This is a genomic window from Micromonospora sp. MGP-C2 (genome assembly GCF_057766525.1).
Genome location: NZ_JBYMEN010000002.1, coordinates 3,069,701 through 3,089,502, shown reverse-complemented (window position 1 = coordinate 3,089,502; position 19,802 = coordinate 3,069,701). Strand labels below are relative to the sequence as shown.

The 19,802-nt window shown below is 69.7% G+C and carries 20 protein-coding genes; 16 read left to right on the top strand and 4 right to left on the bottom strand.

The features are described 5' to 3' along the window. The first annotated feature begins 36 nt into the window (after positions 1–36). Positions 37–2,151: a transglycosylase domain-containing protein gene (locus tag AC3CF1_RS13825; RefSeq protein ID WP_355160504.1), complete on the top strand. Its 2,115-nt coding sequence runs from the start codon at positions 37–39 to the stop codon at positions 2,149–2,151. Between the two features lie 12 nt (positions 2,152–2,163). On the opposite strand, the gene AC3CF1_RS13820 is transcribed toward AC3CF1_RS13825, so the two are convergent. Continuing rightward, positions 2,164–3,627, bottom strand: a complete 1,464-nt coding sequence (locus AC3CF1_RS13820; protein ID WP_088949920.1) for an SDR family oxidoreductase — start codon at positions 3,625–3,627, stop codon at positions 2,164–2,166. A gap of 35 nt (positions 3,628–3,662) precedes the next feature. Here AC3CF1_RS13820 and AC3CF1_RS13815 point away from each other — a divergent pair, with 35 nt between their 5' ends. The 13 genes from AC3CF1_RS13815 (at position 3,663) to AC3CF1_RS13755 (ending at position 14,661) form a co-directional block, all read left to right on the top strand. Beyond that, positions 3,663–4,952, top strand: a complete 1,290-nt coding sequence (locus tag AC3CF1_RS13815) for a serine hydroxymethyltransferase (protein ID WP_488450606.1) — start codon at positions 3,663–3,665, stop codon at positions 4,950–4,952. After that, positions 4,945–5,370, top strand: coding sequence for a hypothetical protein (locus AC3CF1_RS13810; protein ID WP_488450605.1), 426 nt, complete (start codon positions 4,945–4,947; stop codon positions 5,368–5,370). Before AC3CF1_RS13815 ends, AC3CF1_RS13810 begins: the two co-directional genes overlap by 8 nt. Positions 5,371–5,559: 189 nt before the next feature. After that, positions 5,560–5,796, top strand: coding sequence for an AtpZ/AtpI family protein (locus AC3CF1_RS13805; RefSeq protein ID WP_433649262.1), 237 nt, complete (start codon positions 5,560–5,562; stop codon positions 5,794–5,796). Positions 5,797–5,807: 11 nt separating this feature from the next. Next, on the top strand, positions 5,808–6,605 hold the full coding sequence (gene atpB, locus AC3CF1_RS13800) for a F0F1 ATP synthase subunit A (protein WP_433649263.1): 798 nt from the start codon (positions 5,808–5,810) through the stop codon (positions 6,603–6,605). 66 nt (positions 6,606–6,671) lie between these two features. Then, on the top strand, positions 6,672–6,905 hold the full coding sequence (locus tag AC3CF1_RS13795; protein ID WP_067312849.1) for an ATP synthase subunit c family protein: 234 nt from the start codon (positions 6,672–6,674) through the stop codon (positions 6,903–6,905). Between the two features lie 26 nt (positions 6,906–6,931). After that, positions 6,932–7,471, top strand: coding sequence for a F0F1 ATP synthase subunit B (locus AC3CF1_RS13790; protein ID WP_179780741.1), 540 nt, complete (start codon positions 6,932–6,934; stop codon positions 7,469–7,471). Next, positions 7,471–8,292 (top strand): F0F1 ATP synthase subunit delta, encoded by an 822-nt coding sequence (locus tag AC3CF1_RS13785; protein ID WP_210795256.1) that lies wholly within the window; start codon positions 7,471–7,473, stop codon positions 8,290–8,292. The genes AC3CF1_RS13790 and AC3CF1_RS13785 overlap by 1 nt, the downstream gene beginning before the upstream one ends. Before the next feature lie 143 nt (positions 8,293–8,435). Continuing rightward, a complete protein-coding gene (atpA, locus tag AC3CF1_RS13780; protein ID WP_488450604.1) occupies positions 8,436–10,088 on the top strand; it encodes a F0F1 ATP synthase subunit alpha in 1,653 nt (550 codons plus the stop codon). Between the two features lie 4 nt (positions 10,089–10,092). Beyond that, the gene (locus tag AC3CF1_RS13775) at positions 10,093–11,022 is read left to right on the top strand and encodes a F0F1 ATP synthase subunit gamma (protein ID WP_088949912.1); all 930 of its coding nucleotides are present in this window, start codon (positions 10,093–10,095) and stop codon (positions 11,020–11,022) included. Then, positions 11,022–12,458, top strand: coding sequence for a F0F1 ATP synthase subunit beta (gene atpD / locus AC3CF1_RS13770; RefSeq protein ID WP_099848184.1), 1,437 nt, complete (start codon positions 11,022–11,024; stop codon positions 12,456–12,458). Before AC3CF1_RS13775 ends, atpD begins: the two co-directional genes overlap by 1 nt. A 228-nt stretch (positions 12,459–12,686) precedes the next feature. Then, positions 12,687–13,823: an LCP family protein gene (locus AC3CF1_RS13765; protein WP_354982324.1), complete on the top strand. Its 1,137-nt coding sequence runs from the start codon at positions 12,687–12,689 to the stop codon at positions 13,821–13,823. An 88-nt stretch (positions 13,824–13,911) separates the two neighbouring features. Beyond that, positions 13,912–14,193: a F0F1 ATP synthase subunit epsilon gene (locus AC3CF1_RS13760; RefSeq protein ID WP_099848180.1), complete on the top strand. Its 282-nt coding sequence runs from the start codon at positions 13,912–13,914 to the stop codon at positions 14,191–14,193. Between the two features lie 12 nt (positions 14,194–14,205). Beyond that, on the top strand, positions 14,206–14,661 hold the full coding sequence (locus AC3CF1_RS13755) for a DUF2550 domain-containing protein (protein WP_088949908.1): 456 nt from the start codon (positions 14,206–14,208) through the stop codon (positions 14,659–14,661). Positions 14,662–15,000: 339 nt separating this feature from the next. On the opposite strand, the gene AC3CF1_RS13750 is transcribed toward AC3CF1_RS13755, so the two are convergent. Continuing rightward, the gene (locus tag AC3CF1_RS13750) at positions 15,001–15,573 is read right to left on the bottom strand and encodes a cob(I)yrinic acid a,c-diamide adenosyltransferase (RefSeq protein WP_088949907.1); all 573 of its coding nucleotides are present in this window, start codon (positions 15,571–15,573) and stop codon (positions 15,001–15,003) included. Here AC3CF1_RS13750 and murA point away from each other — a divergent pair. Both murA and AC3CF1_RS13740 read left to right on the top strand, forming a co-directional pair. Next, positions 15,572–17,014 carry a UDP-N-acetylglucosamine 1-carboxyvinyltransferase gene (gene murA, locus AC3CF1_RS13745; RefSeq protein WP_088949906.1) on the top strand — a complete coding sequence of 481 codons (1,443 nt, stop codon included), beginning with the start codon at positions 15,572–15,574 and terminating at the stop codon, positions 17,012–17,014. The two genes, AC3CF1_RS13750 and murA, sit on opposite strands and share 2 nt — an antisense overlap. 146 nt (positions 17,015–17,160) lie before the next feature. Further along, positions 17,161–18,009 (top strand): 3-hydroxyacyl-CoA dehydrogenase family protein, encoded by an 849-nt coding sequence (locus AC3CF1_RS13740; RefSeq protein ID WP_088949905.1) that lies wholly within the window; start codon positions 17,161–17,163, stop codon positions 18,007–18,009. Between the two features lie 50 nt (positions 18,010–18,059). Here the strand turns inward: AC3CF1_RS13740 and AC3CF1_RS13735 are convergent, their stop codons facing one another. Next, positions 18,060–18,905, bottom strand: a complete 846-nt coding sequence (locus AC3CF1_RS13735) for an ABC transporter permease (protein ID WP_488450603.1) — start codon at positions 18,903–18,905, stop codon at positions 18,060–18,062. Continuing rightward, the gene (locus tag AC3CF1_RS13730) at positions 18,902–19,753 is read right to left on the bottom strand and encodes an ABC transporter ATP-binding protein (RefSeq protein ID WP_488450602.1); all 852 of its coding nucleotides are present in this window, start codon (positions 19,751–19,753) and stop codon (positions 18,902–18,904) included. The genes AC3CF1_RS13735 and AC3CF1_RS13730 overlap by 4 nt, the downstream gene beginning before the upstream one ends. Positions 19,754–19,802 lie beyond the last annotated feature (49 nt).

The following is a 19,802-nucleotide window of genomic DNA, read 5'->3' as shown; positions in this document are numbered from 1 at the left end:
GGGTCCTAGCGTGACCGGCTCCTGCGGGGAGAGCTGATGATCCGGGCCCATCTCGACAAACTGCTGACCGTGGTGATCGCCGGAGTGCTGGCCGGGTTGGTGCTGGCCGCAGCCGCCCTGCCGGCGGCCCTGGCCTTCGGGATCGGGTTCAGCAACCTGTCCACGCCGTACTCGGAGCTGCCGAACACACTCCGTACGCCGCCGACCGCCCAGCGCTCCAACCTCTACGCCAACGACGGCACCACAGTGATCACCTCCTTCTACCAGGAGGACCGGGTGGACGTGCCGCTGCACGAGGTGGCCCCGGTGATGCGCCAGGCGATAGTGGCCGCCGAGGACGTCCGGTTCTACCAGCACAGCGGCGTGGACCTGCGCGGCGTGGTGCGCGCGTTCACCGTCAACAAGCGGGACGGGCGGACGCGGCAGGGCGCCTCCACGCTGACCATGCAGTACGTCCGCAACGTGCTCAGCAGCGACCCCCGGCTGACCGAGGCGCAGCGGGTGGCCGCCACCGAGGTCACCACAGTGCGCAAGCTCCAGGAGATGCGCTACGCGCTCGCGCTGGAACGGGAGCTCGACAAGGAGCAGATCCTCACCCGCTACCTCAACATCGCCTACTTCGGCGCCGGGGCGTACGGCATCGCGGCGGCCAGCAAGCGCTACTTCTCCCGGTCTCCGGCCGACCTGACCCTGTCCCAGGCGGCGCTGCTGGCCGGTCTGGTCCGGTCACCGGACAGCGACGACCCGATCAACGGCGACGCCGACGCCGCGCTGGCCCGACGGTCGTACGTGTTGGAGCGGCTTGTGGAGTCGGGGCAGGTGCCGGCGGACGCGGCGGCGGCGGCCCGGGCCGAACCGTTGCAGCTTCAGCCCAGTGAGACCCCGAACGACTGCACCGGGGTGCCCGAGGCGCACAACGACTGGGGCTTCTTCTGCGACTGGTTCACCCGCTGGTGGAGCAGCCAGTCCGCGTTCGGCGCGACGGCCGACGAGCGGCAGCGCGCGCTGCGCCGGGGCGGGTTCTCCATCGTGTCGTCGCTGGACCCGGGGGTGCAGCGGGCCACCACCGAGCAGGTGCTGAAGATCTATCGGCCGACGGACGCCGAGGCGGTGCCGACCGCCGTGGTGCAGCCGGGCACCGGGCGGGTGCTGGCGATGTCGGTGAACCGTGCCTACAGCGTGCAGGACAACCCGGTCGGGCAGAAGAACCGCCCCAACACCGTCAACCAGTTGGTCGCCGGCGGTGGGGCGATCGAGGGTTACCAGGGTGGCTCGACGTTCAAGCTCTTCACCATGCTGGCCGCGCTGGAGTCCGGCCTGCCGCTGTCGACCGACTTCGTGGCGCCTACCCAGTTGCTCACCCGCTTCCCGGTCACCGGGGAGGCGAGCTGTGACGGTCACTGGTGCCCGACGAACGCCAGCCCCTCGTCGATGGACGGCCCCCGCACCATGTGGAGCGCGTTCGGCCGCTCGGTGAACACGTACTTCGCCTGGCTCACCGAGAAGGTGGGCGCCGACCGGGTGGTGGAGATGGCCGAGCGGCTCGGCATCGTGCTGCGGGCCGACTCCGACGCCAAGCTGGCCCGCTACGGCGCGAAGAACTGGGGCCCGTTCACCCTGGGCGTGGCCGCGACGACGCCGCTGGACCTGGCCACCGCGTACGCCACCGTGGCGGCCGAGGGGACCTGGTGCGCACCGCTGCCGGTGGTCTCGATCACCGACTCGGGCGGCCGACCCGTCGACGCCGCCAAGCCGGACTGCCGGCAGGTGCTCGACCCGGACGTGGCCCGGGCGGCCACCGACGCGGCACGCTGCCCGGTCGGCGACCAGTCGATGTACGGGCGCTGCGACGGCGCCACCGCACCCGGGCTGCGCGCGCGGCTCGGCCGTCCCGTGGCCGGCAAGACGGGCAGCTCGGAGCGGTACGAGACGGAGACCGTGGTGGCGTTCACGCCGCAGTTGGCGGTCGCCTCGATGGCGGCGAACCCGGAGGATCCCCGGGACGCGGTCGGTCAGGCGGTGCAGGCCCGGATGGTGGACGCGATCGGCGAGGTGCTCGCCGTCGCCCTGCGCGACCAGCCGGTACGCGACTTCGTCCCGCCGAGCGAACGAACCGCCCTCCAGGTCACCGGAGCCCGCACCGGCAACTGAGACCTGCGGGAATCAGGGGGCCTGTTCGGCGTTGCGCGCAATGTTGCGGGCCATCCCGCCGAAGACCACCGCGTGGAAGGGCGCCACCGACCCCCAGTAGGCGTGGCCGCTCAGCCCGCGTGGCAGGAAGACCGCGCGTTGCTGGTAGCGGCTGCGGCCGTCGTCAGTTGGCAGCACCCGCATCTCCAGCCAGGCCCGGCCGGGCAACCGCATCTCGGCGCGCAACCGGAGCAACTCGCCCGGGACGATCTCCTCGACCCGCCAGAAGTCCAGCGCCTCGCCGACCTGGAGGCGGTGCGGGTCGCGTCGGCCCCGACGCAGCCCGACCCCGCCGACCAGCCGGTCCAGCCAGCCCCGGATCGACCAGGCGAGCGGGAACGAGTACCAGCCGTGCTCCCCGCCGACGCCCTCCACGACCCGCCAGAGCGCCGCCGGTGGGGCGTCCACCACCCTCTCGCGGACGTCGGTGTAGGCGGTGCCGCCGGACCACTTCGGGTCGGTGGGCAACGGCTCGGCGGGCGCGTCCGGGCCGCTCGCGTTCGACCAGCGGGTCTCCACCTGGGCGTCGCGCACCTTGGCGAGCGCCAGCGCCACCGCGTCGTCGAAGCCGGTCAGCCCACCGGGTGGGTCCGGCACGTACCGGGCGATGTCGTGCTCGTGCGCGACCGCCTCGTGGATCAGGCTCTCCACCAGGGGACGGGCGATGGCATTCGGCACGGGGGTGACCAGGCCGACCCAGTGCGACGAGAGCGACGGGGTGAGCGCGCGGACCGGCACGATGATCCGTCGGCGCAGCCCGGCCACCCGGGCGTAGCGCTGCATCATGTCGAGGAAGGTCAGCACGTCCGGCCCGCCGATGTCGAAGCCCCGGTTGACGTCCGGCGGAAGCGCGATGGAGCCGGCCAGGTAGCGCAGCACGTCGCGGACCGCGATCGGTTGGATCCGGTTGTGGACCCAGCGCGGGGTGATCATGGCGGGTAGCCGCTCGGTCAGGTACCGCAGCATCTCGAACGACGCCGAGCCGGATCCGATGATCACCGCGGCCCGCAACACGGCCGTCGGCACCCCGCTGGCCAGCAGGATCCGGCCCACCTCGGCCCGGGACCGCAGGTGGGGGGACGGGACCTCCGCGTCGGACGCCGGCTCCGGCCCGCCCAGGTAGACGATCCGGCGTACGCCGGCAGCGCGGGCCGCCGCCGCGAAGTTGGTCGCCGCCGTGCGATCGGCCTCCTCGAAGTCGGGCCGGCCCAGGGAGTGCACCAGGAAGTAGGCGACGTCCACGTCGGCGAACGCGGCGGGCAGCGTCTCCGGCCGGCTCAGGTCCCCCTCGACGATCTCGGCCGCCGAGGCCCAGGGCACGTCCCGCAGCCGGACCGCCTTGCGGGCGAGGCAGCGGACGGTGTGCCCGTCGGCCAGCAGCAGCGGCGTCAGCCGCCCGCCGATGTATCCGGTGGCTCCCGTGACGAGGCATCTCACAGGTCCCAGTGTGCGGCCCCCTAGACTCGTTCGCTGTGGAGACCGAGACGAGCACCTTCTGGGGGCCGGATTTCGCGCAGCTCAGGGCCACCGACCCGGAGATCGCCGGGGTGGTCCTCGGCGAGCTGGACCGGTTGCGGGGTGGCCTGCAGCTCATCGCCAGCGAAAACCTGACCTCGCCGGCGGTGCTGGCCGCGCTCGGCTCGACCCTGACCAACAAGTACGCCGAGGGTTACCCGGGCCGGCGCTACTACGGCGGCTGTGCCGAGGTGGACCGGGCCGAGGAGATCGGCATCGCCCGGGCCAAGGAGCTCTTCGGGGCCGAACACGCCAACCTCCAGCCGCACTCCGGTGCGAGCGCCAACCTGGCCGCGTACGCCGCGCTGGTGCAGCCGGGTGACACGGTGCTGGCGATGGACCTGCCGCACGGCGGGCACCTCACCCACGGCAGCCGGGTGAACTTCTCCGGCAAGTGGTTCCACCCGGTCGGCTACCCGGTGCGGTCGGACACCGAGCAGATCGACTACGACGAGGTACGGGACCTGGCGCGGGCGCACCGACCCAAGCTGATCATCTGTGGTGCCACCGCGTACCCCCGGCTGATCGACTTCGCCCGGTTCCGGGAGATCGCCGACGAGGTGGGCGCGTACCTGATGGTGGACGCCGCGCACTTCATCGGCCTGGTCGCCGGCCGGGCCATCCCGTCCCCGGTGCCGTACGCCGACGTCGTCTGCGCCACCACCCACAAGGTGCTGCGCGGTCCGCGCGGCGGCATGATCCTGTGCCGCGAGTCGCTGGCCCAGCGGATCGACAAGGCGGTCTTCCCGTTCACCCAGGGTGGCCCGCTGATGCACGCCGTCGCGGCCAAGGCGGTCGCGCTGCGCGAGGCCGCCCAGCCGGAGTTCCAGACGTACGCCAGGCAGGTCGTCACCAACGCCCAGGCGCTCGCCGCCGGGCTGACCGACGAGGGCATGCGCCCGGTGTCCGGTGGCACCGACACCCACCTGGCCCTGATCGACCTGCGGGAGCTGGGGGTGACCGGCGCCGAGGCCGAGCGACGCTGCGACGCCGCGTCGATCACCCTGAACAAGAACGCCATCCCGTACGACCCGCAGCCGCCGATGGTGGCCTCCGGCATCCGGGTGGGCACGCCGAGCGTCACCACCCAGGGCATGCGCGAGGGGGAGATGCGGCAGGTGGCCACCCTGATCGCCCGTGCGGTGCGCACCGATCCCGGGGCACCGGGAGGCGCCGACGAGCTGATCCGGCTCGGCGCCGAGGTGGCCGAGCTGGTCGCGGCGTTTCCGGCGTACCCCCGTGGCTGAGCCCGGGGTGGTCGAGCCCGACGCCGACCGGCGGTGGCGGCTGCGGCACCTGCCGGTGCTGCTGGCCACGTCGGCGGCGTTGGCGGTGGTCGCCGCGGTGGTGGGTGCGGTGACCGGCGGCGCGACGGCGGCGCTCGGCGCGGCGGCCGGCGTGGGCGTCACGGTGCTCAGCTACACCCTGACCACGGTGGTGCTGGCCCGGGCCGACCAGGTCAACCCGCAGTTGTTGCTGCCGCTCGGGCTGGGCCTGTACGTGCTGAAGTTCACCCTGCTGGGCGTGGTGATGGTGGCGGTAGCGTCGACCGGCTGGGCCGGGTTGGTCCCGCTCTGCCTCGGCATCGTCGCCGGGGTGGCAGTGTGGACGGCGGTGCACATCTGGTGGCTGACCACGGTGCACGCCCGTCGGCCGCAGGCCTGACCTGGCCGTTGGCCGGTCGTCCCAACCAGCGGACGCGCCGCAATGTGTCGGCCTCCGGTCATTTTCCGACGGGCGGAAGGGGAGTAGCGTGCCCACAGACGACGGCGCCCACGAGAAGCCCACACAACGTTGGTTGTGCGGGGGGTGAGGCACAGCCTCGTCTTCCCGGCTGATATCGTTCGCCCCGTCATGGCTGGTGACCAAACCCCCCGTCCCGCCGGTGAACCGGACGACATTCCGTCCGGCGCCGGTCAGGGTTGGACCGCGCTCAGCTACCTCATCGGAGGCATGCTCGTGTGGGGTTTCATCGGCTGGCTGATTGACCAGTGGCTCGACACCGGCGGCGTTGCCACCGGGATCGGCGTCGTGCTCGGTATGGCCGGGGGCATCATCCTCGTCATCCGCCGGCTCGGCACGCCTACTTAGGAAGGGACGCGGTGTTCGGACAGGCGAACGTTCTGGCAGCGGGCCAGGCGGCATTCCCACCCACGGTGGAGGACTTTTACCTGCCCAGCATCCTGCCCTGGGGTGCGCACGACTCGTACTGGTTCACCAAGATCACGGCGATGGTCTGGATCGCGGTCGGCGTCCTGATCATCTTCTTCCTGGCGACCTACCGGAACCCGCAGCTGGTGCCGACCAAGAAGCAGTGGTTCGCCGAGTCGATCTACGGCTTCGTGCGCAACAACATCGCGGTCGACATGATCGGTCACGCGGGGGTGCGCTTCGCTCCCTACTTCACCACGCTGTTCTGCTTCGTGCTGCTGACGAACGCGTTCGCGATCATCCCGTTCTTCCAGATCTCGCCGAACTCGCACATCGCCTTCCCGGCGATCCTCGCGATCATCAGCTACGTGCTGTTCAACTACATCGGCATCAAGAAGCACGGGTTCGTCAAATACTTCAAGAACTCGCTGATCCCGCCGGCACCCTGGTACATCCTGCCGCTGCTGATCCCGATCGAGCTCTTCTCGACCTTCATCGTCCGGCCGTTCTCCCTCGCGGTTCGTCTCTTCGCGAACATGTTCGCCGGCCACATGCTCCTGCTGGTCTTCACGCTCGGCGGTTTCGCGATGCTGAGCGCAAACGCCTGGCTGGCCCCGGTTTCGGTGCTCTCCTGGGTGATGACCATCGCGCTCACCTTCCTGGAGTTCCTGGTGATCTGCCTGCAGGCATACGTCTTCACCGTCCTCACCGCCAGCTACGTGCAGGGCGCGCTCGCCGACGAGCACTGATCCACCGCACCATCCGTTGTCGTCCCGCGTGAGAGTCACGCGTGATAACCAGGAGGAACCACACCAATGGACGCTAGCGTTCTCGCCGAGGTCACCGGTAGCACCGCTGCCATCGGCTACGGTCTCGCCGCCATCGGCCCGGGCATCGGCGTCGGCCTGGTCTTCGCCGCCTACATCCAGTCGACCGCCCGTCAGCCGGAGTCGTCCCGGATGACCCTGCCGTACGTCTGGATCGGCTTCGCCGTCATCGAGGCGCTTGCTCTGCTGGGCATCGCCTTCGGCTTCATCTGGGCCGGCTGATCCCGCCCTTAGACCGGGAGGTAACCATGTATTTCCTCGCCGCTGAGGGTGGTGAGTCGACCCACAACCCGATCATCCCGCTCTGGCAGGAGATCGTGGTCGGGTCGGTCGCCTTCGCCGTGCTCTGCTTCGTGCTGATGAAGTTCGTCTTCCCCCGCATGGAGCAGACGTTCCAGGCTCGGGTCGACGCGATCGAGGGCGGCATCAAGCGCGCCGAGGCCGCCCAGGCCGAGGCGAACCAGCTGCTCGAGCAGTACCGTGCCCAGCTCGCTGAGGCTCGGACCGACGCCGCCAAGATCCGTGACGACGCGCGGGCCGACGCCGAGGGCATCCGGCAGGACATCCTCGCCAAGGCGCGGGAGGAGTCCGACCGGGTCATCCAGGCCGGCAAGGACGCGCTCGCCGCCGAGCGGGCCACCATCGTGCGCGAGCTGCGCACGGAGGTCGGCACGATCGCGGTGGACCTCGCCAGCAAGATCGTTGGCGAGTCGCTGGCCGACGAGGCGCGACGCAAGGGCACCGTCGACCGGTTCCTGAGCGGCCTCGAGAGCACTGGGGCCCGCTGATGCAGGCCGCCAGCCGGGAGTCGTACAAGGTCGCGGCCGAGCGCCTCGACGCGTACGTCCGCGGCGCGGAGCCGTCGGCGGTGGCCTCCACCGCCGACGCCATCCTCTCCGTGGCGACCCTGCTGCGGCGTGAGCCGCGGCTGCGCCGGGCGCTCTCCGAGCCGTCGCGGTCCGGCGAGGACCGTGGCGCCCTGCTCGGCGACATGCTGGGTGGGCGGATCGGCGCGGACGCGCTCGACCTGCTCGTGGTCCTGGTGTCCGGCCGTTGGTCGGCACCGTCGGAGCTGCTCAGCGGCGCCGAGCGACTGGGCGTGGAGGCGCTGCTCGCCAGCGCGGACAAGGCCGGCGAGCTGGGCGAGGTCGAGGACGAGCTGTTCCGCTTCGGTCAGGTCGTGGCCGGTCAGTCGGCGCTGAGCAACGCGCTCGCCGACCCGGTCGCTCCGGTCGAGCAGCGGGCCACCCTGGCCCGTGAGCTGCTCACCGACAAGGCCCGCCCGGTCACCGTCCGCCTCGTCGAGGCGGCGCTCGGCGGGTTCGGGGGACGCTCCTTCAACGGAGCGCTCACCCGACTGGTCGAGCTCGCCGCCGACCGGCGTGACCGGCAGGTGGCGTACGTGACCGTCGCGGCCCCGTTGAGTGATGAGGACGAGCGTCGGCTGGGCGCGAGCCTCACCGCGATATACGGTCGAGAGGTCTCCGTCAAGCAGACGGTCGACCCCGCCGTCCTCGGTGGCGTGAGCGTCCGGGTCGGCTCCGACCTGTACGACGGCACCATCCTGCGCCGCCTCAACGAGACCCGCAACGCGCTCGCGAAGCGCTGAACGGCTCGCCGTCCAGCGGCTGAGCGGCCTCGCCGCCCAGCATCGGGGCGGCGGTTCCGCCGCCCAGCGCCCGGATTGACAGACGCCATTCGGACCGGTTGGTACTAGGTATCCCGGGCCCCTGAATTTTAAGGAAGCAGAGGATGGCCGAGCTGACCATCTCGACGGAGGAGATCCGCGGCGCCCTGGAGCGCTACGTCTCCTCCTACTCGTCCGACGTCTCCCGCGAGGAGGTCGGCACCGTCGCCGACACCGGCGACGGCATCGCCCACGTCGAGGGCCTGCCCTCGACCATGACCAACGAGCTCCTCGAGTTCGAGGACGGCACGCTCGGCGTGGCGTTGAACCTCGACGTCCGGGAGATCGGTGTCGTCGTCCTCGGCGACTCCGCCAAGCTGGAGGAGGGGCAGCGCGTCAAGCGCACCGAGCGGGTTCTCTCCGTTCCGGTCGGCGACGCCTTCCTCGGTCGCGTGGTCAACGCGCTCGGCGATCCGATCGACGCGCTCGGCGACATCGCCAACGAGGGCTTCCGCGAGCTGGAGCTTCAGGCTCCGAACGTGATGTCCCGGCAGTCCGTCGACGAGCCGCTGCAGACCGGCATCAAGGCCATCGACGCGATGACCCCGATCGGTCGGGGTCAGCGGCAGCTGATCATCGGTGACCGCAAGACCGGCAAGACCACTGTCGCCCTGGACGCCATCCTCAACCAGCGGGACAACTGGCGCACCGGCGACCCGAAGAAGCAGGTCCGCTGCATCTACGTCGCCATCGGTCAGAAGGCCTCCACCATCGCCTCGATCAAGGGGCAGCTGGAAGAGGCCGGCGCGATGGAGTACACGACGATCGTGGCCTCCCCGGCGTCCGACCCGGCCGGCTTCAAGTACCTCGCCCCGTACACCGGCTCGTCCATCGGGCAGCACTGGATGTACGGCGGCAAGCACGTTCTGATCGTCTTCGACGACCTGAGCAAGCAGGCCGAGGCGTACCGGGCCGTGTCGCTGCTGCTGCGTCGCCCGCCGGGCCGTGAGGCGTACCCGGGTGACGTCTTCTACCTGCACTCCCGCCTGCTGGAGCGCTGCGCGAAGCTCTCCGACGAGCTGGGTGGCGGCTCGATGACCGGTCTGCCGATCATCGAGACGAAGGCCAACGACATCTCGGCCTTCATCCCGACCAACGTCATCTCGATCACCGACGGCCAGATCTTCCTGGAGACCGACCTGTTCAACCAGGGCGTTCGTCCGGCGATCAACGTCGGCACCTCGGTCTCCCGGGTCGGTGGCGCCGCGCAGGTGAAGCCGATGAAGAAGGTCGCCGGTTCGCTGCGGCTCAACCTCGCGCAGTACCGCGAGCTGGAGGCGTTCGCCGCCTTCGCCTCCGACCTGGACCGGGCCTCCCGCGCCCAGCTGGACCGCGGTTCGCGCCTGGTCGAGCTGCTCAAGCAGCCGAACTACTCGCCGTTCCCGGTGCAGGAGCAGGTCGTCTCGGTCTGGGCCGGCACCGAGGGCAAGCTGGACGACATCCCGGTGGGTGACGTCCGGCGCTTCGAGTCGGAGTTCCTCCAGTACCTGCGGCACAAGCACCAGGGTGTGCTGGCCGGCATCGCCGACAACCAGTGGAACGATGACATCATCGGCTCCCTGGACAGCGCGATCGCCGAGTTCAAGCAGGTCTTCCTCAACAAGGAGGACGAGCGTCGGGTCAACGACGCGCCGGCCGCACCGCTTGAGGGCGACGAGAACCGCGAGACGGTGACCCGCTTCCGCGACAGCGCGACCGACCGCCCGGCCGAGAGCTGATCCCGTGGCGGCCCAGGTACGCGTTCTTCGTCAACGGATCCGCTCGGCGAAGTCGATGAAGAAGATCACCAAGGCGATGGAGCTCGTGGCGACGAGCCGGATCGCCAAGGCTCAGGCCCGGGTGCAGGCGTCCCTGCCGTACGCCCAGGCCATCACCGGTGTGCTCACGGCGCTGGCGTCCAACGCGCGGATCGACCACCCGCTGCTCACCCCGCGCGAGCGGGTGCGGCGGGCCGGCGTCCTGTTGGTCACCAGCGACCGTGGCCTGGCCGGCGGTTACAGCTCCAACGCGATCAGGATGGCGGAGTCGCTGGTCGCGCGGCTCAAGGCGGACGGCAAGGAGCCGGTGCTCTACGTCATCGGGCGTAAGGGCGTCGGGTTCTACCGGTTCCGCGAACGGCCGATCGAGGCCAACTGGACCGGGTTCAGCGAGCAGCCGTCGTTCGAGGACGCCCGCACCGTCGGTGAGACGCTGATCAAGGCGTTCACGGCTGGTGCGGACGACGTCGACGGCGGTGCCGGAGCGGACGGGGTGCTCGGCGTCGACGAGTTGCACATCGTCTACACCGAGTTCCACTCGCTGATGACGCAGAACCCGGTCACCAAGGTGATCGGTCCGATGCAGGTGGAGGACCGGCCGCGCTCCGAGGGGCTGCTGCCGGCGTACGAGTTCGAGCCGGAGGCGGAGGCGCTGCTCGACGCGCTCCTGCCGAGGTACATCAACACGCGGATCTACGCGGCGTTGATCGAGTCGGCGGCGAGTGAGTCGGCGGCACGGCGGCGGGCGATGAAGAGCGCCACCGACAACGCCGAAGAGATGATCGAGAAGTACACGCGCGAGATGAACTCGGCTCGCCAGGCCGGGATCACCCAGGAGATCAGCGAGATCGTCGGCGGCGCCAACGCGCTGGCCGCGTCGGGAAGTGAAGTGTGATGACTGCACCAGTAGAGACCAAGACGGCCACGGGTCGCGTGGTCCGGGTCATCGGCCCGGTCGTCGACGCCGAGTTCCCGCGCGACGCCATGCCGGCCCTGTTCAACGCGCTCAACGTTGACGTGAAGCTGTCCGGCGGTGAGAAGACGCTGACCCTGGAGGTCGCCCAGCACCTGGGTGACAACCTGATCCGTGCCATCTCGATGCAGCCGACGGACGGCCTGGTTCGCGGCGCTGAGGTGCGTGACCGCGGCGAGCCGATCACCGTGCCGGTGGGCGACGCGGTCAAGGGCAAGGTGTTCAACGCGATCGGCGAGGTGCTCAACCTCAAAGAGGGCGAGACCTTCGAGGCCGACGACCGGTGGGGCATCCACCGCAAGGCCCCGGCCTTCGCGGACCTGGAGCCGAAGACCGAGATGCTGGAGACCGGCATCAAGGTCATCGACCTGCTCGCCCCGTACGTCAAGGGCGGCAAGATCGGTCTGTTCGGCGGCGCGGGCGTGGGCAAGACGGTGCTCATCCAGGAGATGATCACCCGTGTTGCCCGCAACTTCGGTGGTACCTCGGTGTTCGCCGGCGTGGGTGAGCGCACCCGTGAGGGCAACGACCTCATCGCCGAGATGACCGAGTCCGGCGTCATCGACAAGACCGCGCTGGTCTACGGCCAGATGGACGAGCCGCCGGGCACCCGGCTGCGGGTGGCCCTCTCCGCGCTGACCATGGCGGAGTACTTCCGGGACGTGAAGAAGCAGGAGGTGCTGCTCTTCATCGACAACATCTTCCGCTTCACCCAGGCCGGTTCGGAGGTGTCCACCCTGCTCGGCCGTATGCCGAGCGCCGTGGGTTACCAGCCGACCCTGGCCGACGAGATGGGCGAGCTCCAGGAGCGGATCACCTCCGTCCGGGGCCAGGCCATCACGTCGATGCAGGCGATCTACGTGCCGGCGGACGACTACACCGACCCCGCTCCGGCCACCACGTTCGCCCACCTGGACGCGACCACCAACCTGGAGCGGTCGATCTCCGACAAGGGCATCTACCCGGCCGTGGACCCGCTGGCGTCCTCGTCCCGGATCCTCGCCCCGGAGTTCGTCGGCCAGGAGCACTTCCAGGTCGCCACCGAGGTGAAGCGGATCCTGCAGCGCTACCGCGACCTGCAGGACATCATCGCCATCCTCGGTATCGAGGAGCTCTCCGAGGAAGACAAGATCACCGTGGCTCGGGCCCGGCGGATCGAGCGCTTCCTCTCGCAGAACACGTACGCCGCGGAGCAGTTCACCGGCGTGGCGGGCTCGACGGTCCCGATCAAGGAGACCATCGAGGCGTTCCGCAAGATCAGCGAGGGTGAGTACGATCACTTCCCCGAGCAGGCGTTCTTCATGTGCGGCGGTCTCGAGGACCTCGAGGCCAAGGCTGCGGAGCTGATGAAGGACTGACCAGCTCGATCGGATCTGCAACAAAAAGACTGCCCCGGCAATGCCGGGGCAGTCTTTTGTTCATGTTCGCGTCCTATCATCGTCGCGGTCCGTTACTCGTGGTCGGCAGTGCCGTGCCACCCGAGATACGGTCGATCCGCGCTCTTATGTGAAAGAGCTTTGATCTTTGCAACCTTTCGGCGACGTGCGCCCGTCTTCCTCCCGTGGGGCGTAACGAACGGAGAACTCGTGGGTAAGGCCGGCAAGAGTGGCCGCAAGTCGTCGGTCTGGCGGGGTGTGCCGCGCTGGGCCAGGATCTGCACGGTGTTCGGCACCGTGTTGACAGTGCTCAGCGGTGCCGTGCTCGTCGGCTCCGAGGTGCTCATGGCCCGCTACGAGGGGGCGGTGGGCAAGGCGGACCTGTTCGGCGACCAGGCGGCCGGTGCCCAGGCGAAGAAGAGCGAGATCAAGGGCCCGCTCAACATCCTGCTGGTCGGCATCGACCCGCGTACGGCGACGGCGGCACCGCTGGCCGACTCGATCATGGTGCTGCACGTGCCGGCGACGATGGACCGGGCCTACCTCTTCTCACTGCCGCGCGACCTCTACGTGCACATCCCGGCGTTCAAGAAGGCCAACTTCTCGGGCGAGTCCACGAAGATCAACGCCGCCATGTCGTTCGGCAGCCAGGTGCCGGGGGCGAACCCCGACGCCGCCCGGGGCTTCGAGCTGCTGGCCACCACCGTGCAGAACGTGACGGGCATCAAGCGTTTCGACGCCGGCGCGATCATCAACTTCACCGGCTTCCAGAAGATCGTCGACGCCATGGGTGGCGTCAACATGTACGTCGAGCGGGACGTGAAGTCCGAGCACAAGCAGCCGGACGGCAAGGCCCGGCCGGGCAACACTCGCGGCGAGGGCTACGTCGGGCCGCAGGCGGTCTACAAGAAGGGCAACCAGCACCTGAGTGGGTGGCAGGCGCTGGACTACGTTCGGCAGCGTTACCCGAAGAACGGCGTTCCGGACTCCGACTACGGCCGGCAGCGCCACCAGCAGCAGTTCGTCAAGGCCATGGTCGGCCAGGCTTTCAGCGCCGACGTGGTGTCCAACCCGATCAAGTTGGACAAGGTGCTCCGCGCCGCCGGGCAGTCGCTGATCTTCAACGGGCGGGGCAACAGCGTCGTCGACTTCGGGCTCGCCCTGAAGGACATCCGCCCCAACACGATCCAGATGATCAAACTGCCCGGTGGTGGCGTGTACGACGGCAAGAGATACCTGGGTGAGCAGTTCCAGCCGGGGGTTCCGGACTTCTTCGCCGCGCTGAAGAACGAGCAACTCGACCCGTTCCTGCTGGAGCACCCCGATTTCGTCAACAAGACCAAGTAGCCGGGGCGCGGTTCTCCCCACCCGCGTGGGGCGCGCGCCGGCGTCAGGCTAGACTTTCGGCAATCCGTAGCCGCAGCAAGGAGACAGCGTGGCACAGCAGCTTCACGTCGAGCTCGTCGCCGTCGAGGAGAAGGTCTGGTCGGGTGACGCCGAGATGGTCGTCGCTCGCACGACCGAGGGCGAGCTGGGTGTTCTGCCGGGGCACGCGCCGCTGCTCGGCCAGCTCGCCGAGCCCGGCCAGGTGCGCATCAAGCTCGCCGGTGGTGAGCAGGTCACCTACGAGGTGGCCGGCGGCTTCCTCTCGGTGAGCGCCGACGGTGTCACCGTGCTGGCCGAGAGCGCAACCCCGGTTTCCGCACCGAGCCGCTGAGTCACACCGGGGATGGAGATCGTCGAAGGGTTCGGGATCGGCGTAGTCGTCATCCTCGGCGCGCTTTTCATTCTCTTCGTCCGGCGAGCTCTGGTCACCCGCAGCGGTGGCATCATCCGGCTCAGCGTCCGGGTCTCCACCATGCTCGACGGCCGCGGCTGGTCGCCCGGCTTCGGTCGGTTCGCCGATGACGAGCTTCGTTGGTACCGGATGTTCAGCTTCGCGATCCGCCCCAAGCGGGTGCTGTCGCGCAAAGGGTTGGCGGTGGAGCGCCGCCGATTGCCCGAAGGTCAGGAACGGCTCTCCATGCCGGCCGACTGGGTGATCCTCCGCTGTACCAGTCACCACGCACCGGTGGAGATCGCCATGGCGCGATCGACAGTGACCGGTTTCCTGTCCTGGCTCGAGGCCGCCCCTCCGGGGGCGGTCTCGCCGCGTCTGGCCTCCCAGGACTGGCCGGCTGCCTGAGCCGTCTCTGGTCGCCGTTGGGGTTTCCGGGGAGCCCGCCCGGCTCCGGGCGGTCAGGCTTGATCCCTGCGCCGGGCGGGCTCCCCGGAAACCCTTCGTGGGCACCCTGCGTCGTTCTGGCGCGGTTTTTGTCACCTGCCGTTACCGGTGAGGCTGGGTTTCGCCTTTTGCGTCGCTTGTTCGGGTGATCGACTCGGTTTTCTTGATGTCGGGTGTCCTGCTGGTCTGGGTGCCCCGCTTTTCTTTAACCGAGTCGATCACGTCGCCCACTCGGTTCACGTAGGCGTGGGGGCGGTCAGATCGGGAAGTCACTGCCCGACGTGGTGCAGAGCCCTCTGGTCAGCGCTTGCCGCCTGGCACCCATAGCACGTCTCCCGCCGGATTTGCCGTTCTTGACAGGATAAAGAGCAGATCGGAGAGCCGGTTGAGATACTTTGCCGGGAGCGTGCTGGTTCGGTCCGGATCGTGGGCCACCAGCGCCCACGCCGCCCGTTCGGCACGCCGGGCGATGGTTCGCGCCACATGCAGCAGCGCCGCGCCTGCGGTGCCGCCGGGGAGGATGAAGGAGTCGAGCTTGCTCAGGCGTGCGTTGTACTCGTCGCACCAGCCTTCCAGGCGCTCGACGTACTCCTCGGTCACCCGCAGCGGCGGGTACTTCGGCTCCGGCTCGACCGGGGTGGACAGGTCGGCGCCGACGTCGAACAGGTCGTTCTGCACCGACCCCAGCACTCCCCGCAGCACCTCGTCGAGCTCGCCCATGGCGATCGCGACGCCGATCGCCGCGTTGCACTCGTCGACATCCGCGTACGCGGCGATGCGTGGATCGGTCTTCGGCACCTGCTCGTTGTTGCTCAGCCTGGTCATGCCGGCATCGCCGGCCTTGGTGTAGATGCGCGTGAGGTGGACGGCCATGACGCACAGCCTACGGATTCCCGACCTGACGATCCCGGCGCGGCCGGACAGCTCCGCCAGTTGGCCTGTGGTGGTGGGCCCCGGCGACGCGGGCGACACGGCGGTCAACGACGTCGACGTCATCCGGGTCCACGGTGACGCCCGCCTGGCCGGCACCGTGCACGTGGTCGGTGCCAAGAACTCGGCGCTGAAGCTGATGGCCGCCGCGCTGCTCGCGCCGGGCCGCAGCGTGATCACGAACGTCCCGCGGATCACCGACATCGCGATCATGGGGGAGGTGCTGCGCCGGCTGGGTTGCGACGTCCGGTTCGACGCGGACGACCCGGTTGACCCGATGGTCGCCCGCGGTGGGGTGGCCCGGTCCCGCTCGGTGACCATCGACGTGCCCGAGCAGCCAGGCGCCGAGGCCGACTACGACCTGGTCCGGCGGTTGCGCGCGTCGATCTGTGTACTCGGCCCGCTGCTGGCCCGCCGGGGGTACGTGCGGGTGGCCCACCCCGGCGGCGACGCCATCGGATCACGGGGGCTGGACATGCACATCTCCGGGCTGACCCGGATGGGCGCGGAGATCTCCGGTGAGCACGGGTTCGTCATCGCCTCCGCCCCGCACGGGCTGCGCGGCGCGGACATCGTGTTGGACTTCCCCAGCGTCGGGGCGACCGAGAACCTGGTGATGGCGGCGGTGCTCGCCCAGGGCACCACGATGATCGACAACGCGGCCCGCGAGCCGGAGATCGTCGACATCTGCACGATGCTCAACGAGATGGGCGCGCGGATCGTCGGCGCGGGCACGTCCACGTTGCGGATCACCGGGGTCCCCGGTCTGCGCCCGGTGCGCCACGCCACGGTGGGGGACCGGATCGTCGCCGGCACCTGGGCGTTCGGCGCGGCGATGACCCGGGGAGACGTGACGGTGACGGGGCTGGACCCCGCGTACCTGGAGGTCGCGCTGGACAAGGTGGTGGCGGCCGGTGGCCTGGTGGAAACCAGGGGGGACGGCTTCCGCGTACGGATGGACGAGCGGCCCCGGGCGGTGGACGTGGTGACGCTGCCGTACCCCGGCTTCGCCACCGACCTGCTGCCGATGGCGATCGGGCTGGCCGCGGTCAGCGACGGCGCCTCTCTGATCACCGAGAACATCTTCGACGGCCGGTTCATGTTCGCCAACGAGATGATGCGGCTCGGTGCGGACATCAAGACCGATGGGCATCACGCGGTCGTCCGTGGGCGGGGTCGGCTCTCCGGTGCGCCGGTGCGGGCCACCGACATCCGCGCCGGAGCGGGGCTGATCATCGCCGGGCTCTGCGCGCAGGGTGTCACCGAGGTCTCCCACGTGCACCACGTCGACCGGGGGTACCCGGACTTCGTGGCCGACCTGCGCGCACTCGGGGTGGCGATCGAGCGGGGCACCGCACCGGAGGAACCGTCGCTGGAGATCTGACCCGCCGGGAGGCCGTACGTCAGGCCCGGGCAACGCCGCCGGACCGCCTCCTTGCCGGGAGGCATCTCCCGGACGCCCCTTAGCCATCGTTCAGGCTCGCCGACTAGGGTGTTTGCAGGCACTCAATCGCAGCGAGGGAGAAGTAGATGGCGGGTCGACTCGCGGTCGTCGGGGCCGGGCTGATGGGCTCCGGCATCGCTCAGGTGGCGGCGCAGGCCGGCTGGCAGGTGACGTTGCGCGACCTGGACGACGCGGCCACCACCCGGGGGCTGGGCGGCATCCGGAAGTCGCTGGAGAAGTTCGCCGAGAAGGGCAAGATCGAGGCGTCCGAGGTCGAGGCGACGCTGGCCCGGATCACCCCGACCACCGACCTGGAGGCGGCGGCGGACGCGGACATCGTGGTCGAGGCGGTCTTCGAGCGGCTGGAGATCAAGCACGAGGTGTTCCGTGCCCTGGACAAGATCTGCAAGGCCGACGCTGTGCTCGCCACCAACACCTCGGCCATCCCGGTCACCCAGATCGCGGCGGTGACCGAGCGACCCGAGTCGGTCGTCGGCACCCACTTCTTCTCCCCGGTGCCGATGATGCAGCTCTGCGAGCTGGTACGCGGTTACAAGACCAGCGACGCCGCGCTGGACACCGCACGAGCCTTCGCCGAGGAGATCGGCAAGACGGTGGTGGTGGTCAACCGGGACATCGCCGGCTTCGTCACGACCCGGCTGATCTCCGCCCTGGTGATGGAGGCGGTCAAGCTGGTGGAATCCGGCGTGGTGTCCGCCGAGGACCTGGACACGGCCTGCCGCCTCGGCTTCGGGCACGCGATGGGTCCGCTGGCCACCACCGACCTGACCGGTGTGGACGTGCTGCTGCACGCCTCGAAGAACATCTACACCGACACGGCCGACGAGAAGTTCTTCCCGCCGGAGCTGCTCCAGCGCATGGTCACCGCGGGCGACCTGGGCCGCAAGACCGGCAAGGGCTTCTACACGTACTGAGCGGGACATGGAAAGGGGGCGGACGCACAGCGTCCGCCCCCTTCTCCGCGTCAGCCGTCGCGCTTGGTGGTCCAGCGGAAGGTGGTCAGGCAGAGCACCACGCCGATGACGCACCACAGGGCCAGCACCAGCGCGACCCGGCCCAGCTCGAACGAGCCGCCGGGCTCCTGGGCGCCGAAGCTCTCCGGCAGGAACACCGACCGCAGCCCCTGGCACATCCACTTGAGCGGGAACAGCGCCGCCACCTGCTGCATCCAGGTGGGCAGGTCGGTGAAGACGAAGAACACCCCGGAGATGAACTGGAGCACCAGGGAGACCGGGGTGACCACGGCGGACCCGCTGCGGGCGGTGCGGGCCAGCGACGAGATGGCGATGCCGCACAGGGTGCAGGCGGTCACCCCGAGCCCGGCGACCCAGCCGAAGGTCAACCACTTCCCGGCGGTGCCGGGCAGGTCGAGGTCGAACAGCGCGACGGCGAAGGCCAGCAGCAGGGCCGTCTCGGCGACGCCGATCACCACCACCATGAGCACCTTGCCGGCGAACCAGACCCACTTCGGCATCGGCGTGCCCCGGTAGCGCTTGAGCACACCCCGGTCCCGCTCGACCGGGATCCAGATGCCCAGGTTCTGGAAGCTCACCGTCATCAGGCCGGTCGCGATCATGCCGGTGATGAAGTACTGGGTGAACTTCACCCCGCCACCGATCTCCCCGCTGAAGATCGACGCGAAGATCAGGATCATGATGATCGGGAAGCCCATCGTGAAGACCACGGACTCCCGGCTGCGCAGGAACTGGGTGATCTCCAGCCGGCCCTGGCGCAGCGCGAGCGCGCCGGCACCGGTCCGACGGCTGCGGGTCGCGGTGGCCGGCGTCGCCGGCCGTGTCGTGGTGGTCATCGCGCGTGTCCGATCATCGTGAGGTAGACGTCCTCCAGGGTCGGCCGGGTCACCGTGAGGCCGGGAACCTCGCCGCCGTAGCGCGCGGCCAGGTCCGCCACGAGGGCCGTCGGCGTCGCGCTCTGCGCGCTCTCCAGCGTCCCTTCCGGGGTACGCCAGGAGACCGTCGCGAGGGCCTCCTGCCGATTGCCCAGCCGGTTCGGGGCGGCCACCTCGACCAGCCGGCCACCGGCGATCACACCGACCCGGTCGGCGAGCGCCTCCGCCTCGTCCAGGTAGTGCGTGGTCAGCACGATGGTGGTGCCGGCCGCGGCGAGGTCGCGGATCAGCTCCCAGAACTCCCGGCGGGCCTCCGGGTCGAAGCCGGTGGTCGGCTCGTCGAGGAAGAGCAGTTCGGGGCGACCGATGATGCCCAGCGCGACGTCCAGGCGGCGCTTCTGCCCGCCGGAGAGAGTGTGCGTACGGGCCTTCGCCTTGGCGCCCAACCCGACCCGCTCGATCACCTTGTCCGGGTCGTCGGCGGCGGGGTAGAAGCCGGAGAAGTGCCGGATCACCTCGGCCACGGTCAGCTCGTCGAACTCGCCGGTGCCCTGGAGCACGATGCCGACACGGGAGCGCCAGTCGGCGTCCGGGTGGGCCGGGTCCGCGCCGAGCACGAAGACCTCGCCGGCATCCCGGTGCCGGTAGCCCTCCAGGATCTCCACCGTGGTGGTCTTGCCGGCACCGTTCGGGCCGAGCAACGCGAACACCTCACCGCGTCGCACGTCGAGGTCCACGCCCGCCACCGCCACGTTGTCGCCGTACGCCTTGCGCAGCCCTCGGACGGAGATGGCCAGCTCGTCATCCATGCCGTCCAGTGTGCGTCCTGACCCTGCTGGCCCGGTGCCCGGGGTGTGG

Coding starts and splice junctions, on each gene's coding strand:
- AC3CF1_RS13790 (WP_179780741.1), top strand. CDS start 6,932: ATGTATTTCCTCGCCGCTGAGGGTGGTGAGTCGACCCACAACCCGATC.
- atpA (WP_488450604.1), top strand. CDS start 8,436: ATGGCCGAGCTGACCATCTCGACGGAGGAGATCCGCGGCGCCCTGGAG.
- AC3CF1_RS13785 (WP_210795256.1), top strand. CDS start 7,471: ATGCAGGCCGCCAGCCGGGAGTCGTACAAGGTCGCGGCCGAGCGCCTC.
- murA (WP_088949906.1), top strand. CDS start 15,572: ATGACGCACAGCCTACGGATTCCCGACCTGACGATCCCGGCGCGGCCG.
- AC3CF1_RS13805 (WP_433649262.1), top strand. CDS start 5,560: ATGGCTGGTGACCAAACCCCCCGTCCCGCCGGTGAACCGGACGACATT.
- AC3CF1_RS13825 (WP_355160504.1), top strand. CDS start 37: ATGATCCGGGCCCATCTCGACAAACTGCTGACCGTGGTGATCGCCGGA.
- AC3CF1_RS13740 (WP_088949905.1), top strand. CDS start 17,161: ATGGCGGGTCGACTCGCGGTCGTCGGGGCCGGGCTGATGGGCTCCGGC.
- AC3CF1_RS13755 (WP_088949908.1), top strand. CDS start 14,206: ATGGAGATCGTCGAAGGGTTCGGGATCGGCGTAGTCGTCATCCTCGGC.
- AC3CF1_RS13795 (WP_067312849.1), top strand. CDS start 6,672: ATGGACGCTAGCGTTCTCGCCGAGGTCACCGGTAGCACCGCTGCCATC.
- AC3CF1_RS13730 (WP_488450602.1), bottom strand. CDS start 19,753: ATGGATGACGAGCTGGCCATCTCCGTCCGAGGGCTGCGCAAGGCGTAC.
- AC3CF1_RS13735 (WP_488450603.1), bottom strand. CDS start 18,905: ATGACCACCACGACACGGCCGGCGACGCCGGCCACCGCGACCCGCAGC.
- atpD (WP_099848184.1), top strand. CDS start 11,022: ATGACTGCACCAGTAGAGACCAAGACGGCCACGGGTCGCGTGGTCCGG.
- AC3CF1_RS13750 (WP_088949907.1), bottom strand. CDS start 15,573: ATGGCCGTCCACCTCACGCGCATCTACACCAAGGCCGGCGATGCCGGC.